Origin of the sequence: Pseudomonas sp. 8Z, from assembly GCF_902506535.1 — a bacterium.
Taxonomy (GTDB): Bacteria; Pseudomonadota; Gammaproteobacteria; order Pseudomonadales; family Pseudomonadaceae; genus Aquipseudomonas.
Window position 1 is genome coordinate 1,312,783 of the sequence record NZ_LR733827.1, and the last position, 16,155, is coordinate 1,328,937.

Sequence of the window (16,155 nt, forward strand, 5' to 3'; positions counted from 1 at the left end):
AAGACGGGGGTTCTCAGGATTGAGCAGGAGCTAACCAGCGCTGACGCGTGCGTCGCATGGCCTGCCACAGCTCACGCTTGCGGGTGGGTTCATCCATTAACAGCTCCAGGCCCGGCAAGGCCCAGCAGGCGCCAAGGCCCTCGACCTGCAGCTCGCGGTTGTAGCTGTGCTCGTCACCCTCGCCGGCAAAACGAATGGCCGGCAAGCCGACCAGCCACAGGCAGGCGCTGGGCTGCTCTTCCAGGCGCGCAGCGACGAAGCTCTGCACGAACTCCAGCGCCGCTTCCGGGCCCTGATCCATCTGGCCACGCACCAGCAGCGGCCAGCGTACCGGCTCGCCGAGCAATTGCGGGCTGTCCGGCAGGCCAGCAGCGCGCAGCAAGTCCTTGAGCAGGATGTAGGCCGGGTCGCGGCTTTGAAACGGCTCGCCAGTGGGCAATTCGACCAGCAGGGCGCAATCGCCGGCACGCAGCAACTGCAGGGAGAAGCGTGGCGGTGGCGCGCTAACGCGGGCCGGTTTTTCTTCGATCGGTTCTGGTTCTGCCACTGGCGCTTCGGCAGCCGCCTGGTGCGGCTGCACGCCGGGGCGTGGCACCTCGATCTTCGGCCGCTCAACCGGCGCCTGGCGTACCGTCTCGGCAACGACGGCCAGCGGCTCGCGGATGGCTTCCTGCGGCACTTCGGCAGGCGGCGGCGCCAGCAATTCGGCGCGCGACGGCGCGGCGAAAGGCAGCTCGGTGCGTGGCAACCAGGTGGCCACCTGCATGGCATCGAGGTAGGCGCGGCGGCGCAGCTCGGTGTTCACAGCAGCAGTATCCCGTTGGGTCATTCGAGTGGGGGGCGATTGTCGCGTGAATCGCCGGTCGCGGATAGCCCCAAGGCGTCGCGCCACAACGACAAAGGGACCGCCGCGGCGATCCTTTTGTCGTTACGGTTCACAAGCCCTCAGGGCTTGGTCTGCAGAATCTCGATCCACAGGGCACCGTCGCCCGATTTGGCTTCGCTAACACGCTTGATCTGGCCCTTGTCGCCGATAGCGTAGCTGCCGACCGTCTGGCTTTTCTCGCCGGTCACCAGCAGCCATTTACCGCTGGGGAAGAAGGCGATGTTACGCGGCTGCTTTTCCTCGACCGGGTAGTTGCCCAAAAAGCTCAGGCTGCCGCTGTCAGGGTCGACCGCGAAGGCCGATACCGAGCTGGTGGTGCGTTCGGTGATGTAGAGCAAGGTGCCGTCCGGCGACAGGCGAATGTCGGCGGCCCAGATACGCGGCGTCGGGTCATCCTTGAGGTCGTTGTTGGCGGCGCTGCGCGCTTCGCCATGGGCCAAACCCAGCGACGCCGGGATGCCATTGGCTTCGCTGACGTGCTTGAGTGCACCGCTACGCTCGTCGATGGCATAACCGGTGACAGTGCCGCTCAGCTCACCGACGACATACAGGAACTTGCCGTTGGGCGAGAACGCGATGTGCCGTGGCCCGGTCTTGGCCGCCGTACTGGCGTAACCATCACCGATGGGCGTGAGTACACCGGTGCGCTTGTCCTGGCTGAACTGCAGCACCTTATCGGCACCGAGGTTGCCGGCGTAGACGAAGCGGTCACTCAAATCCGAACGAATCGAGTGGGCGAAAGGCCCGGTTTTGTAGATCAGAGCTTTGTCCGCCACCTGCCCGTTCGGCTCGATCGCTTGCACACTGAGCAAGGCCCCACCGTAGGAGGCTGCCATCAGGAAACGCCCGCTACGATCCGTGGAGAGATAAGCCATGCTGTCAGCCAAAGGCGCCTGACTGAGCTTCTCCAGATGCCCGCTTTTGCCATCGATGCGATACGTCAGCACGGTGAATGGCGCAACACGCTGCGCGGCGAACAGCAGCGTGCCATCGGGCGACAACGCCATCGGGTTGACCTTGTCACCCGCCGGAATCTGCTCGACAAGGGTGATGGCGCCACTCTGCTCATCCAGTCGGTACTGCGAAATCAGTCCGTCATTGGGGCTGGAGATATAGGCGAAGGAGGCGGCATGGGCGGAGGTCGCCAGCGTTGAGGCAAGCACGGAGGCGATTACGAGTGGTCTGATCATGATGGAGGGCCTAGCTATTGTGATTATTGTGGTCAGTCATCGTATGACCATGTAACTATTTATTGCAATGGCCTTGTAGACGCCCATAGCTTCAAGCCCCTACATCTTCAGCCGATATGCATAACGACAATAATCAGCCCGCCTCCTGAGACTTATATGCTGCTACGCAATTGCAACATTGCCCCCCGAGCTGCCTTTAGCTTTGCCCTGATCGCCTTGATGGTGGCTTTTCTCGGCATTTTCTCGCTCGTCACCATGTCGAGCATCCGCGAGCGCGCCACCCATATCGAAACCAACTGGGTGCCCAGCATCCGCGCCGTCGATGCAATCCGCGAAAACATGCTGCGTATCCGCACCATTTCCCTACGCGTGGCGCTGGATCCTGACCCGAAGAACATCGACACCTACATGGGCCAGTATGACGTCCGCAACAAGGTGCTCGAACAGAACCTTCGCGACTTCGAACCGTTCATCGATACACCCGATGAAAAACGCATCTATGAGCAGTTCCGCCGTGACTTCGCCGCCTACCAACGCGGCATGACCGACTCCTTCGTGCTGGCGCGTAGCGCAGACCGCGAGGCGCTCAACAAGCTGTTGCTGGTGGACATGAAGCCAGTGGTCGACGGCACCGGCGCCCAGCTTGCCGAACTTGGCGATATCTACAGCAAAGGCATCGCGCAGGAAGGCCAGATATCGGCGGATGAATACGCCAGTTCGCAATTGATCGTTATTCTCGTGATCGCCCTTGCCGCGTTGGTCACCGTGCTGCTGGCCTGGCTGCTGACACGCAGCATCGTCGCTCCGCTGACAAGCGCCGTGGAGGCTGCTCAGCATGTTGCAGAAGGCGACCTGACCCAGCGTATCGAGGTGGCCGGGCGTGACGAGGTCAGCCAGTTGCAAACCTCGCTCGCACAAATGCAGCAGCGCCTGCGCGACACCCTGGCCGAGATCAGCGGCTCCTCGACTCAACTCGCAGCCGCCGCCGAAGAGCTCCATGCCGTGACCGAAGAAGCAGGTCGCGGCATCCAGCGACAAAACGATGAGATCGAGCAAGCCGCCACCGCCGTCAATGAAATGAGTGCAGCGGTCGACGAGGTGGCGCGCAACGCCGTATCCACCTCGGAGGCGTCGAAGAGCTCCAACCAGTCAGCGCAGGCCGGTCAGGCCCGTGTTTCGGCAACCATCGCGGCCATCAGCGACCTGTCCGGCGAAGTGGAAAGCACCTCCTCACTGGTACAGCGCGTCGCCGAACAATCGCAGGAAATCGGCAAGGTGCTTGACGTGATTCGCGCCATCGCCGAGCAAACCAACCTGCTGGCGCTCAACGCCGCCATCGAGGCCGCTCGCGCCGGGGAATCCGGTCGTGGCTTCGCCGTGGTGGCCGACGAGGTGCGCGCCCTCGCCCACCGCACGCAAAACTCCACTCAGGAGATCGAGCAGATGGTCTCCAGCATGCGTAGCGGCGCCAGCCAGGCGCTGGACTCGATGCAATCGAGCAGCGAGCGGGCACGCGCCACTCGTGAACTGGCGCAAAGCGCCGGCAGCGCACTGAACGAAATCACCGAAGGCATCAGCGAGATGTACGAACGCAACCTGGTGATCGCCAGTGCCGCAGAAGAGCAGGCGCAGGTGGCGCGCGAGGTGGATCGCAACCTGGTGAACATCCGCGACCTGTCCGTGCAGTCGGCCACTGGCGCCCAACAGACCAGCGCCTCCAGCCATGAGCTGTCGCGCCTGGCCACTAACCTCAATCAGTTGGTGGGGCGTTTCAGGGTCTGAGACAGACAGTCGCTACAAAGAAAAAGGATCGCCGAGGCGATCCTTTTTTCATGCTGCGCAGCGAATCAGGCAGGCTGATTCCACGGACGGTCGCCGTGCTCATCCTTGATGCGGGTGGGCAGGCCCATCACATCCAGCAGGCCCAGGAACGGCTCGGCCGGCAGCTCTTCGACATTGACCATGCGCTTGGCATCCCACTCGCCACGCGCCACCAGCAGCGCTGCGGCAACCGGCGGCACACCTGCGGTGTAGGAGATGCCCTGGCTGTCGGTCTCGGCGAAGGCTTCTTCGTGGTCGGCCACGTTGTAGATGAACAGCTCGCGCGGCTGGCCATCCTTGGTGCCCTTGACCAGATCGCCGATGCAGGTTTTGCCGCTGTAGCCCGGCGCCAGCGAGGCGGGGTCGGGCAGCACGGCCTTGACCACTTTCAGCGGCACAACTTCAAGACCTTCGGCGGTCTTGACCGGCTGTTCGGAGAGCAGGCCGAGGTTCTTCAGCACGGTGAAGACGTTGATGTAGTGGTCGCCGAAGCTCATCCAGAAGCGGACGTTCGGGACATCGAGGTGCTTGGACAGCGAGTGCACCTCGTCATGGCCGGTCAGGTACAGGTTCTGTTCGCCCACCACCGGCAGATCGTCGGTGCGTTTGACTTCGAACATGCGGTTGCTCACCCACTGGCTGTTCTGCCAGCTATAGACCGTGCCGGTAAATTCGCGGAAGTTGATTTCCGGGTCAAAATTGGTGGCGAAGTACTTGCCGTGCGAACCAGCATTGACGTCGAGAATATCGATCGACTCGATCGTGTCGAAGTACTGTTGTTGCGCCAGCGCGGCATAGGAGTTGACTACGCCTGGGTCGAAGCCGACACCTAAGATGGCAGTCACGCCTTTTTCCTGGCATTCGGCCAGGTGCTTCCATTCGTAGTTGCCGTACCACGGCGGGGTTTCACAGATCTTGCTCGGGTCTTCGTGGATCGCGGTGTCCAGATAAGCCACGCCAGTATCGATACAGGCACGCAGCACGGACATATTGAGGAAGGCAGAGCCCACGTTAATGACGATCTGCGACTCGGTTTCACGAATCAGCGCCTTGGTCGCGTCCACGTCCAGGGCGTTCAGTGCATAGGCCTTGATCTCGCCGGGCTGCTTGAGCCCGCCCTTGGCCTGTACGCTGTCGATGATGGCCTGGCATTTGGAGATGTTGCGCGACGCAATCGCAATACGACCGAGTTCGTCGTTGTGTTGCGCGCACTTATGGGCCACCACCTTGGCAACACCTCCTGCACCAATGATCAGGACATTCTTCTTCAATTGTTTCACCTCCAGGGAACTGCGTTGTTGAAAGCGTTTGATGCGTTTTTTGGGTGGTGGGCTTCAGCCCACCCTACATGACCCGTGTGGGGCTTCAGCCCCGTAGGGTGGGCTTCAGCCCACCACCACGAAGTTACGACAGACTGGACAGGTAGTCGTCGAACTCGAACTGGCGCGCCACCTCGACGCTACCGTCGAGTTGTTTCACCACGATGGACGGCATCTTCAGGCCATTGAACCAATTCTTCTTGACCATGGTGTAACCGGCGGCGTCGATGAACGACAGGCGATCACCAATCTTGAGCGGTTTGTCGAACTGGTACTCACCGAAGATATCGCCGGCCAGGCAGCTTTTGCCGCAGACCATATAGGTGTGCTCGCCATCGTTGGGCGCCATTTTGGCGTTGAGGCGGTAGATCAAGAGATCAAGCATGTGCGCTTCGATGGAGCTGTCGACCACAGCCAGGTGCTTGCCGTTGTACAGGGTGTCGAGCACGGTGACTTCCAGCGAGGCGCTGAGGGTGATTGCCGCTTCGCCCGGCTCCAGGTACACCTGCACGCCGTATTTCTCGGAGAAGGCTTTAAGGCGAGCGCAGAAGGCATCGATCGGATAGCCCTCGCCAGTGAAGTGAATGCCGCCACCGAGGCTGACCCACTCGACCTGAGCGATCAGGTGGCCGAAGCGCTCCTCGATGGTGGTCAGCATCTTGTCGAACAGCTCGAAGCTGCCGTTCTCGCAGTTGTTGTGGAACATGAAGCCGGAAATCTGCCCCATGACCTGTTCGATCTTCGCCGGATCCCACTCACCGAGACGGCTGAACGGGCGTGCCGGGTCGGCCAGCAGATAATCCGAGCTGCTCACCTGCGGATTGACGCGCAGGCCGCGGATGGTGCCCTCAGTCCGCTCAGCGAAGCGTTCGAGCTGGCCGATGGAGTTGAAGATGATCTTGTCGCAGTTGGCGACCATCTCTTCGATCTCGTCGTCGGCCCAGGCCACGCTGTAGGCGTGGGTTTCGCCCGCGAACTTCTGCCGACCGAGCTTGAGCTCGTACAGCGAGCTGGAGGTGGTGCCGTCCATATACTGCTGCATCAGGTCGAACACCGACCAGGTGGCGAAGCACTTCAGCGCCAGCAGCGCCTTGGCGCCGGAGTTCTCGCGCACATAGGCGATTTTCTCCAGGTTGACCAAAAGCTTCTGTTTATCGATGAGGTAGTACGGCGTCTGGATCATGGCGTCGCCCCAGCAAAGTCGGCCAATGGGAACCCCAAGGCCCCCAGAAAAAAGTGGACGCGAATTGTGCCGATTACCGGCCAGGATCGAAAGAGCATAGGGGGGATTTCGTCCGATTCATAACCCTGAATGCCGCACTGGGCAATCCCGCCGCCGTGGTTGAACTCGCTGCGGCGAGGATGACGGGCGCGCATGACAGCGACATGACGCCCACAATACAGCGGCGTAAAGCACCTCTGATCGATTCAGACTCAAAACCGGCATCCACCATGCAGTACAATCGGCGCTTTTCACTTGCCTGGAACCCGGCGCCTCGATGATCGATCCCAAGCGCGTGTTGCGCGCCCTCGCCGAACACTGGAACCTGCTCGAACCGCTCTGCGAGCGCTTCGACGCGGGCACCCTGAGCCTGGTCGAGCTGCGCGGCCAGCTCGCCACGCAATTGCCCGATGCCACGCCCAGCGACACCACTGCTCTGCTCGACACCTGGATTCGCCTGGACATCCTCGTGCCGGTGGCCAAGAGCCCCAATCGCTTCGAGCTCAACGCGCAGATCCACGATTTTCTCGCCTACCTGCGCCGCGAGCACCGCCTCGGCCTGTGCCTGGAGATCGAAGCCTACCTGCGCCACCTGGAGCGCCTGGCTGGCTACATTCAGGATGCCTTCGAAGTCCGCGACGCCAACGACCTGGCGCGCCAATTGCGCCTGCTCGATATGCGCGTGCGCGACGTACTCAAGAAGCTGGCCAACGACGAACAGGCGCTGGTTAGCGTGGCCGACCGGGCCAAGACCTCGGACCGGCAGATTCCCCTGCGCCAGCGCTACGCCGAAGTGCTGGCCACCTGGGACGAATACGTCGAGCCGATGATTCAACTGGTCGCCGCCGACGGCGCCTTCGAGCAAGGCGTGCGCCGCGTCGAACAGGTGCTGCTGCGCCTGCTCGGCGATCAACAGCGCCTCGGCCAACTGGTCGACGACGACCTGCTGCTGCGCACCCACGCGCGCATTCTGGAAATGCAGACCACCGCCCAGCTCACCCTGCGCAAGGCACGCGAACTGCTGCTGCCATTGCGCGAGGAAGCGCGTCGGCACAATGCAGTGACCCGTGGCGCGGCGCTGGCACTGTCGGTGATCCGCAAGAAGGGCATAGACGCCGTGCCGCAGGCAGCCATGCCGCTGTTCACCCGGCCACAGAGCAACTTCCTGGGCTCGGCCAGCCAGGTCGAGGCCTACGTCTACGCCCTGGCGCGCTTCGAAGCCAAACCGGCGCACTTCCCCAAGGCCAGTAGCAGCCGCAAGGGCGGCGCGCCCAAGGCACCGAAGACCGCGCGCGAGATGATCGAGCGCTGCGAGCAGGCCCTGCCGCTGCCGGATCTGATGACCTGGCTGCTGGAGCAGGAACCGGAAGGTGCCACCGACGAGCTGCTTTACTGGTTCTCGCGTCTGTCACGCGAAGGCCGCTTCCAGCGCGACCGCCTGCAGCGCCAGACCTACCTGACCCGCGAGCATGAAATCAGTATCAGCTCCTACGCCCTGGTAGGCCGCCCCGATGCATGACCCTAACGTAGGGTGGACAAGGTTTTTCTTGTCCACCTTGTTGATTGCCATGCGGTGGACGGATAAAGCGTCGTCCACCCTACGCTTGCCCGTGAGCACGACGTATGAACATTGATTTGAAAGAAATGACCCAGCTCGCAGCCGCCTTCCGCGACCTGTTCAAGGGCTACCACATCTCGCGCAGCGAGCCGGAGTGCTACGCGCAACTGTCGAGTATGCAGGATCAGTACCGCGCGCTGTTCAAGGCGCTGGGCTTCGAGCTGGTGTGCGACCCGCGCGGCTTCTACTACTTCGTCCCCGAGCAGGTGGCGCCGCAGGTGAACAAGACCGCACAGCGTCTGGCGCTGTTCACCTTCATCCTGGTCGAGCATCTGGCCGATCAGGGCCGCGACCCGCTCTCCGTACTCGACGGCGGCAGCATCGGCCGTGACGAGCTGCCGGCGCTGCTGGAGAAGTACCGCGACCTGTTCCTGCAGGCCGAAGTCACCACTTTCGAGGAGCTGGAAGACAAGATCATCCGCCGCCTCATCCAGCTCGGCTTCGCCGAGGACAGCAACGGCGTGTACCGCTTCCTGCCGCCGATGCACCGTTTCCTCGACGTCTGCCTGTCGGTGCAACACGACCGCGACCTGGCCGCCAGTCTGCACAGCAGCGACCTGCCGCTACCGGCACCGGTGCTGCTGGACGATGACGGCGACGCCGACACGGCTGTCATCGACAGCGAAGAATCCGAGGAAGATGCCCTGGCCCGTGCCATGGCCGAAGAACGTGCCGCACAGGAGATGGACGCATGAGCCAGGAACGCTACGGCATCCGCCGCTTCGCCCTGCTGAACACCGCTGGCTACAGTCTCGGCCTGTTCCCGCTGGAAAACCCGCTGTCGGTGTACGGCGCCAACAACCTGGGCAAATCCGCCTCGATCAACGCCCTGCAATTCCCCATCCTGGCGCGCATGTCGGACATGAGCTTCGGCAAGTACAGCCTGGAAGCCTCGCGCAAGTTCTACTTCGCCAGCGACACCAGCTACATCCTCGTCGAAGTCGCCCTGCCCCACGGCCCGCACGTGATCGGCGTGGCCGGTCGCGGCCCAGGCGGCGGCTTCGGCCACCAGTTCTTCGCCTACGCCGGTGAGCTGGATCTGGAGCACTACCAGCAAAACGGCACCTGCCTGCGCCAGCGCGAACTGTTCAAGAACCTCGGCCAGGCCGGCATCACCGCCTACGAACTCAAGCCCGACGAACTGCGTCGTCTGCTGGTCGGCGGCCACACCAGCATCCCGCTGGATCTGACCCTGATCCCGCTGCGCTCGACCAGCGAGCAGAGCCTGAAGACCTTCCGCGCGCTATTCATCAATCTGCTGCACATGCGCGAAATCACTGCGGCCAAGCTCAAGCAACTGTTCCTCGATGCCTTCGAGCACAGCCTGCGCTCGGGCAGCGTCGACTACATCGCCGCCACCGAAGAGGCCTTCCGCGACGTGCGCCGCATGGAGCAGGACTACCAGGCCCTGGTCACCGCAGGCCCACTGATCGAGGCACTGGCCTCGGGCGTGGCCCAGCGCGAAGTGCTGCGCGGCAAGCTGCATCGCCTCTCGCCGCTGCTCGATAACCTGCTGGGTACCTGGCACGACTACGCCGACGCGCGCAAGGAAGAGCTGGTGATCCAGGCCGAGCACTACAAGAACGAGCAGGACGGCCTGCAGAACGAGCAACGCGGCGGCACTGCCGAGCTGATGCGCCTGGAGCGCGAGATCAGCGAGATCCAGCGCTGGCTGGGCGAACTGGCCGTGCTGAAGAACCGCTTCGCCCTGGTGGAAAACGCCAAGGTACTGGAAGAGCAACTGCTCGCCGCCAAGGACGCCCACGACGAACTGGCCGGCGCCCTGGCGCAGTCGCGGCAGTTCTCCAGCGAGGACCTGGACGAGCGCCTGCGCGACCTGGAAAAACGCCTCAAGTCGGTCAAGCAGCAGCTCGACCACGCCGACAACAACAGCTACTCGCGCCTGCGCGAGGAGTTCAGCCAGGCTGACGTCGACCGTCTGATGCGCCTGTTCAACGGCGCGCTGTTCAGCCTGCCGCTGGGTGAGAAAGGCATCCAGGCCGAGGGCGATGACTGGGTCAAGGCCATCGAGGCGGTGCTGGATCGCTTCAAAGGCGATACCTTCGCCGTGCCGGGCCTGTCCATCGACCTCAGCCATATCGAGCCGCCGGCCCTGCAGGCCCTGGCCGACCGCGCCGCCCTGCGCGACCAGAAGGATCGCCTGGAACGCGAGCTCAAGCAGCTCAAGACCCAGCAGTCGGTGGCCGCCGACCGCGCCGCCAGCAAGGCCCAGGCCGAAACCCTGTACCAGGGTGTGCTGGATGCACAGAAGGCGCTGGAAGACTTCCGCAAGAGCCAGACCCTGGCCGCCGAGGAGCCGCAGAAGCTGGAGCGCCTGGCCGAACTGGAAGGCGCTCAGGACGAACTCAAGCGTGCCAGCGATGCCTTCGCCGAACGCGTGCAGCAAATTTCCGCCAAGCTGCAATTGATCAGCCGTCAGATCGGTGATCTGGAGTCCAAGCAGCGCACTCTGGAAGACGCCCTGCGTCGCCGTCAGTTGCTGCCGGCCGACCTGCCGTTCGGCACGCCGTTCATGGAGCCGGTGGACGACTCGCTGGACAACCTGCTGCAGCTGCTCAACGACTATCAGGACACCTGGCAGGCGCTGCAGCGTATCGACAACCAGATCGAAGCGCTGTACGCCCAGGTGCGCCTCAAGGGCGTGGCCAAGTTCGACAGCGAGGACGACGTCGAGCGCCGCCTGCAACTGCTGGTCAACGCCTACGCCCACCGCCAGGACGAAGCCCTGACCCTGGCCAAGGCGCGCCGTGCAGCGGTCACCGATATCGCCCGAACCCTGCGCAACATCCGCAGCGACTACGACAACCTGGAACACCAGTTGGCGCTGTTCAACCGCGAGATCAACAAGCGCCAGGTCTCCAACCTGCAAAGCTTCCGCATCGTCCTGGCACCGAACAAGGAAGCCCTGCGCCATATCGACCAGATCATCCACAGCGCCGGGCAGTACGAGGAAGGCGAAACCCTGTCGGTGTTCGACCTGTCGCAATCGGCCGAGCAGGATGCCAAGAACGAGGAAGCCAAGGACTATCTGTCGCGCCTGGTGGCGGCCAACGGTAACCAGTTGGGCCTGAAGGATCTGTTCGAGCTGGCCTTCGAGATCACCAAGGTGCACGGCCAGCCGATCATCCACACCGACATCGATGGCGCAGCCAGTAACGGCACCACCATGACCATCAAGGCGCTGACCAACATGTACCTGTTGCTGCACCTGATGGATCGCGAGCAGGCCGGGCGCGTACGCCTGCCCTACTACCTCGACGAGGCGGCGGACATCGACGAACGCAACCAGCAGGCGCTGATCGAAACCAGCCTGCAACTCGGCTTCGTGCCGATCCTGGCCTCGGTCAAGCCGCAGGTCTCGGCCCACGTAGCCATCGACCTGGAAGGCGGCAGCGGCCCCAACGGCATCTACATCGACGAGGCGGACTGGAAGTTCATCAAGCCGCGCGAAAGTGCCAAGGCTCAGGCGGCTCAGCAGGAAGAAACCACCGAGCCGCGAGCTTTTATCAACCTAAAATGAAAGGGCCGCTCACTGCGGCCCCTTTCATTTCTATGATTGTCTTACTGCTCCAACACGATCTTAGGCGCCCACTCCAGCCAGCCCTCTCCCGGCTCGTCGAACAAGGCAAACGTCTGCCCCGGCTGCGCCGGCCCGCCCATCTCCGGGTTGTTCGGCGTGGCGAAGGCGATACCACCTTCGAGCAACGCCTCCAGCGACTCGGTCCGCACCTTGACGCCCTTGAACAGCCCAGCATCCACACCGATGCCACTGGCATTCCAGAAGCGGCTGCCCGAGCGCACCAGCGGCGCATAGCGCGGCTCGATCAGCACATGAACCAGCACACGGTCGGAAGTCGGCCCCAGCTCGAAATCCACCACCTTGCCCACCGGCACTTCACGGTAGCTGACGATCACGCCCGGCTTAATCGAACCTCGCCGTGGCGCGCTCAAGACCAAACGCAGGCCATCCTCACGCACAGCCTGGTTTGGCGCACTGGTCAGGGCGGTGAACTCGGTACGCCGAGCACCTTTCTGAGACGAAGGCTGCACTTCAATATATTGACCACTGACCAAGGTGCCTAGGTTCGCGGTACGCGTCAGCCCCAGCTCCGGCTTGACCACCCAGAATTGCGTCCCCTCACGGTTGATTTGCTCGACCGCCTGAGTAATCCGCACGTTCAGCATCACGGCTTGCAGGTCGTCGGTCAGGCTCAAACTCTCGACCTTACCGACATCCAGCCCTTTGTAACGCACCGCAGTCCCCGGTTGCAGACCATCACCGTCGGCGACACGAATGCGAATTTGCTGCCCCAACTGCAAGGCACTCTCACGGTTGGCATGCAGGGCAAAACTCTGCACCTGGCGGTCGGATCTGACCGCCTGCAAGTCCGGGGTTTCGAAGGCAATTCCGCCAGACAGAAGCGTTTGCAACGACTCGCTCTTGACCTCCACGCCCGACAATCCACCCTTGAGGGTGATGCCGCTGGCATTCCAGAACCGTGTAGACGTATTTACCAGATGCACGTAGTCCGGCTCGATATGCACGCCAAGCACCACCCGGCTGTTGTCACGCGAGAGCTGATAGCTCTGCACCGAACCAACCTTGAGCTGCCGGTAGAGCACTGGGCTGCCAACCTCGATGGAGCCGAGCTGATCAGTGGTGAGCACCAAATGCAGCCCCGGCGCGCCAAGATCCAACGGTGGTGCCTTGCTCCGCGCAACGAACTTGCGGGCCGGAGGATTGCCTTTTTCACCGGGGCGTACGGCGATGTAATTACCCCTGACCAAGGCCTCCAAACCGGTAATTCCGGCCAGGGAAATAGAGGGTTTGACCACCCAGAAGTCTGACCCTTCGACCAGATACTCTTCCGCCAATGGGTTGATCGTCAGCTCTGCAGTCGCCGTATTGAGGTCACCATCGATCTTCAAGGTTTTCAGCGAACCTAGCTGGATGCCCTTGTACATCACAGGCGTGCGTCCTTCCTGCAAGCCTTCGAAATCACTGAGCGTGACCACGACCTTGATGCCTGCTTGTGCTTCGTCGTAGTCCTCATAGAGGCGAAACGGCAGGCTAGGATCAGTCGGCGGGCTATCCTTGCGGTTATCCGGTGTAGCGAAGGCAATCCCACCTGCGACGATACTGGCCAACGATTCGCTGCGCAGCTTGAAGCCGGAGAGGTCGGCATCGACGCTGATACCGCTGGCATTCCAGAACCGCGTATGTTTGCGCACCAAATGGGCATAAGCCGGTTCGATGAAGACCTCCACCTCTACAGTGCTTTGGTCCTGCCCAAGCTTATAACTCTTCACCCGGCCAACCTGAATCTGCTTGTAGAACACAGGGCTGTCGCGACTAAGCGAACCAAGCCGATCAGCCTTCAAGGTCAAATGCAAACCGGGGACATCATCCCCCATCGGCGGCTCTTGACTCAGAGCGGTGAAGTTGCGGCTGGCATCACCATCGCCAGGGCTGAAAGTGATGTAGTTACCGGATACCAAAGTCTCCAAACCACTGATTCCAGCCAGACTGACATTGGGCTTGACCAACCAGAAGCGGGTGCCGCTACGCAGGTACTGCTCCAACTCCTTGTTAACCTCCAACTGCGCGACCACGCCACGCTTCTCATCGCTGGAGTCAAGGCTGATAGCAGTCACCTTGCCCACCGCCATGCCCTTGTACATCAACTCGGTCTTGCCAGCCTCAATGCCTTCACCACTAGCGAAAACCAACTCGACCTGAATACCGGCCTCACTGTAGGCACGCCAAGCCAACCAGCCACCAATGAGCAGGGCAATAAGGGGAAGCACCCAGATGGCCGACCAGTTCGAGGCAGGGCGCGTCTTAGCCAAAGGCAGGTCAGTCATGATCGGTTTCCGTGTTGTCCCAGATAAGGCGTGGGTCGAAGGTCAATGCAGCCAGCATGGTCAAGATCACTACACTGGCAAAAGCAGCCGCCCCCGCTCCAGCTTCGATACTAGCCAGGCTGCCAAAATTCACTAGCGCCACCAAAATGGCGATGACGAAGATATCCAGCATCGACCAGCGACCGATCCACTCGATGAAGCGGTACATCAGAATGCGCTGGCGAGCCGACATCGGCTGATGACGCTGTACCGAATACAGAAGCAGAGCGATGCCTAGCAATTTGAAGGTGGGCACCAGAATACTGGCGATGAAGACCACCGCTGCGATCGGCACCATGCCATGGTGAAGCAACTCAACGACACCACTCATGATGGTCGACGGCGCCCCCTTGCCAAGGCTGTTTACCGTCATGATCGGCAGCAGATTAGCGGGTATGTAAAGAAGCGCCGAGGTCAGCAGCAAAGCCCAGGTACGCACCAGACTATTGGGCCTGCGCGCATGAACCTGCGCGCCACACCGGCTGCAATGCTGATGCTCTGCCTCGGGCTCCTGGCGATTGAGATGATGACACTCATGGCAAATCAGCAAACCTGCATCAATCGCGCGCATGTGCATCACCCTCAGCAAGGGCCTCCCAGATCTGCTGCGGTGACATCGTCAACTCCAACCAGACCTGTACCAGGAGCAACGCAACGAAGCAGAACAGACCAACACCGAGGCTCAGATCGGCCAGATCCATCAACTTGACCATGGACACCAGGATGCCCATTAAATAAACCTCCAGCATGCCCCACTCACGCAGGTGATGAAAAATCCGGTAAAGCAGCAAACCATAGCTGTGCCCTAGATCCAGCCGAATGCTCAGCAATACCAGCAACTGACACAACAGCTTGAGCAACGGCACAGCCATGCTGCAGAGAAAAACCACCACGGCAATGCCTTGCATGCCGCTCTCATAAAGCCCGATTACCCCGCTCCAGACAGTATCCTGCGAGCGCTGACCAAGCAGGTTCAATTGCATGATCGGCAAAAAATTAGCGGGAAGGTAAAGCAGCAAAGCCGTCAACACCAACGCCAAGCTGCGTTTGAACACATGATGACGACGACGAAAAAGCTCATAGCCACAACGCGGGCATTCTGCGCTTTCGCCATCTTTAATAAGGGGTTTGCGCATCAGCAAGTCGCACTCATGACACGCAACGAGCGCAGCTAATGGCAGCGAGGAAAGAGATGTGTCACGGGGCGAATCAGCCATGGAGCCTCCGCATTGGGAGGCTCATTCTAACCGAGACAGAGCGACCTCAAAGAGATGCAGGCGCTCTTATACACAAGATGAGACAGAACCAGCGAGCCGGTTCACCTCAGACCTTGAAGCGCCGAATAAGCTGGTCCAACTCTCGGGATAGGCTCTCAAGATCCTGCCCCATAGCATTGTTCTGCTGGGTCATACCCTGCGTTTCATCGATATGGCGAGAGATCTGCACCAGACTCTGATTCACCTCCACGCCAATACTGGACTGTTCTTCGGCTGCAGTCGCAATCTGATGATTCATGCCCGCGATATCCGATACAGCCTGACTCACGCCAGCCAGGATCTTCCCTGTACCGTTGGCCTTAGCTACAGCAGCCTCGCTTACCTTGAGGCTGCTCTGCATGGTCGTGACAGCAGCGCGCGCACCTTGCTGCAAATGACTAATCTTGGCTTGAATCTCCTGCGTGCTCTGCTGCGTACGCGACGCCAACGAGCGTACTTCATCGGCAACCACAGCAAATCCCCGCCCCTGCTCGCCAGCTCGCGCGGCCTCTATCGCGGCGTTCAAGGCAAGCAAATTGGTCTGCTCGGCGATGGAACGAATCACATCGAGAATGGAGCCAATCGACTCGACATCGTTACCCAGAGACTGAATATCTTCGGCCGCTCCCTCGATATCACTTGCCAGGCTGCTAATGGCCTCAATGGTCTCATTCACATTCAGTTGCATCGCACGAGCTTGATCGTCGGTTTCACGAGTCATCTGAGCAGCGCCCTGCGCTGACTCAGCGACATTGTGCGTAGCTAGCGCCATCTGCTCCATGGCATGGGTTACCTGCTCAGCATCGGAGCTCTGAAGGACCAACGCATCGGCAGCTTGCTGAGTGCTCTGCCGCAATTGTTCATTCCGCTCCCGAAGAGCCTGCACACAACGTGTCAGCTCTAGAATCATCTCGCGAA

General features: G+C 61.2%; 12 protein-coding genes and 1 pseudogene. 5 read left to right on the forward strand and 8 right to left on the reverse strand.

Annotated elements, in window-relative coordinates; genetic code table 11:
* Positions 1 to 13: 13 nt before the first annotated feature.
* Together AERO9A_RS18960 and AERO9A_RS18965 are read right to left on the reverse strand one after the other, a co-directional pair.
* Positions 14 to 805, reverse strand: coding sequence for an energy transducer TonB (locus tag AERO9A_RS18960; protein ID WP_159973465.1), 792 nt, complete (start codon positions 803 to 805; stop codon positions 14 to 16).
* A 140-nt stretch (positions 806 to 945) separates the two neighbouring features.
* Positions 946 to 2,076, reverse strand: coding sequence for a lactonase family protein (locus AERO9A_RS18965; protein ID WP_159973466.1), 1,131 nt, complete (start codon positions 2,074 to 2,076; stop codon positions 946 to 948).
* A 156-nt stretch (positions 2,077 to 2,232) separates the two neighbouring features.
* Between AERO9A_RS18965 and AERO9A_RS22955 the strand changes: the two are divergent.
* Positions 2,233 to 3,003: pseudogene (locus AERO9A_RS22955) on the forward strand (MCP four helix bundle domain-containing protein); the annotation flags it as partial.
* Positions 2,995 to 3,858 carry a methyl-accepting chemotaxis protein gene (locus AERO9A_RS22960; protein WP_372239709.1) on the forward strand — a complete coding sequence of 288 codons (864 nt, stop codon included), beginning with the start codon at positions 2,995 to 2,997 and terminating at the stop codon, positions 3,856 to 3,858. The pseudogene AERO9A_RS22955 and the gene AERO9A_RS22960, both read left to right, overlap by 9 nt.
* A 65-nt stretch (positions 3,859 to 3,923) precedes the next feature.
* Here the strand turns inward: AERO9A_RS22960 and AERO9A_RS18975 are convergent, their stop codons facing one another.
* Complete coding sequence (locus AERO9A_RS18975; protein WP_159973468.1) at positions 3,924 to 5,168, reverse strand: saccharopine dehydrogenase family protein; 1,245 nt, start codon at positions 5,166 to 5,168, stop codon at positions 3,924 to 3,926.
* Positions 5,169 to 5,301: 133 nt separating this feature from the next.
* On the reverse strand, positions 5,302 to 6,399 hold the full coding sequence (locus AERO9A_RS18980) for a carboxynorspermidine decarboxylase (protein WP_159973469.1): 1,098 nt from the start codon (positions 6,397 to 6,399) through the stop codon (positions 5,302 to 5,304).
* A gap of 316 nt (positions 6,400 to 6,715) precedes the next feature.
* On the opposite strand from AERO9A_RS18980, the gene mksB reads away from it, so the two are divergent.
* The 3 genes from mksB (at position 6,716) to mksF (ending at position 11,597) form a co-directional block, all read left to right on the forward strand.
* Positions 6,716 to 7,957 (forward strand): Mks condensin complex protein MksB, encoded by a 1,242-nt coding sequence (mksB, locus tag AERO9A_RS18985; RefSeq protein WP_159973470.1) that lies wholly within the window; start codon positions 6,716 to 6,718, stop codon positions 7,955 to 7,957.
* 104 nt (positions 7,958 to 8,061) lie between these two features.
* Positions 8,062 to 8,751: an Mks condensin complex protein MksE gene (gene mksE, locus AERO9A_RS18990; protein ID WP_159973471.1), complete on the forward strand. Its 690-nt coding sequence runs from the start codon at positions 8,062 to 8,064 to the stop codon at positions 8,749 to 8,751.
* Positions 8,748 to 11,597 carry an Mks condensin complex protein MksF gene (mksF, locus tag AERO9A_RS18995; RefSeq protein ID WP_159973472.1) on the forward strand — a complete coding sequence of 950 codons (2,850 nt, stop codon included), beginning with the start codon at positions 8,748 to 8,750 and terminating at the stop codon, positions 11,595 to 11,597. Before mksE ends, mksF begins: the two co-directional genes overlap by 4 nt.
* A 41-nt stretch (positions 11,598 to 11,638) precedes the next feature.
* Here mksF and AERO9A_RS19000 read toward each other — a convergent pair whose 3' ends face one another.
* From AERO9A_RS19000 to AERO9A_RS22965, 4 genes are all read right to left on the reverse strand, one after another.
* Positions 11,639 to 13,942 carry a PqiB family protein gene (locus AERO9A_RS19000; RefSeq protein ID WP_159973473.1) on the reverse strand — a complete coding sequence of 768 codons (2,304 nt, stop codon included), beginning with the start codon at positions 13,940 to 13,942 and terminating at the stop codon, positions 11,639 to 11,641.
* Positions 13,935 to 14,552: a paraquat-inducible protein A gene (locus tag AERO9A_RS19005; RefSeq protein WP_159973474.1), complete on the reverse strand. Its 618-nt coding sequence runs from the start codon at positions 14,550 to 14,552 to the stop codon at positions 13,935 to 13,937. The genes AERO9A_RS19000 and AERO9A_RS19005 overlap by 8 nt, the downstream gene beginning before the upstream one ends.
* Positions 14,539 to 15,198 carry a paraquat-inducible protein A gene (locus AERO9A_RS19010; RefSeq protein WP_159973475.1) on the reverse strand — a complete coding sequence of 220 codons (660 nt, stop codon included), beginning with the start codon at positions 15,196 to 15,198 and terminating at the stop codon, positions 14,539 to 14,541. Before AERO9A_RS19010 ends, AERO9A_RS19005 begins: the two co-directional genes overlap by 14 nt.
* 106 nt (positions 15,199 to 15,304) lie before the next feature.
* Positions 15,305 to 16,147, reverse strand: coding sequence for a methyl-accepting chemotaxis protein (locus AERO9A_RS22965; RefSeq protein WP_372239710.1), 843 nt, complete (start codon positions 16,145 to 16,147; stop codon positions 15,305 to 15,307).
* Positions 16,148 to 16,155 lie beyond the last annotated feature (8 nt).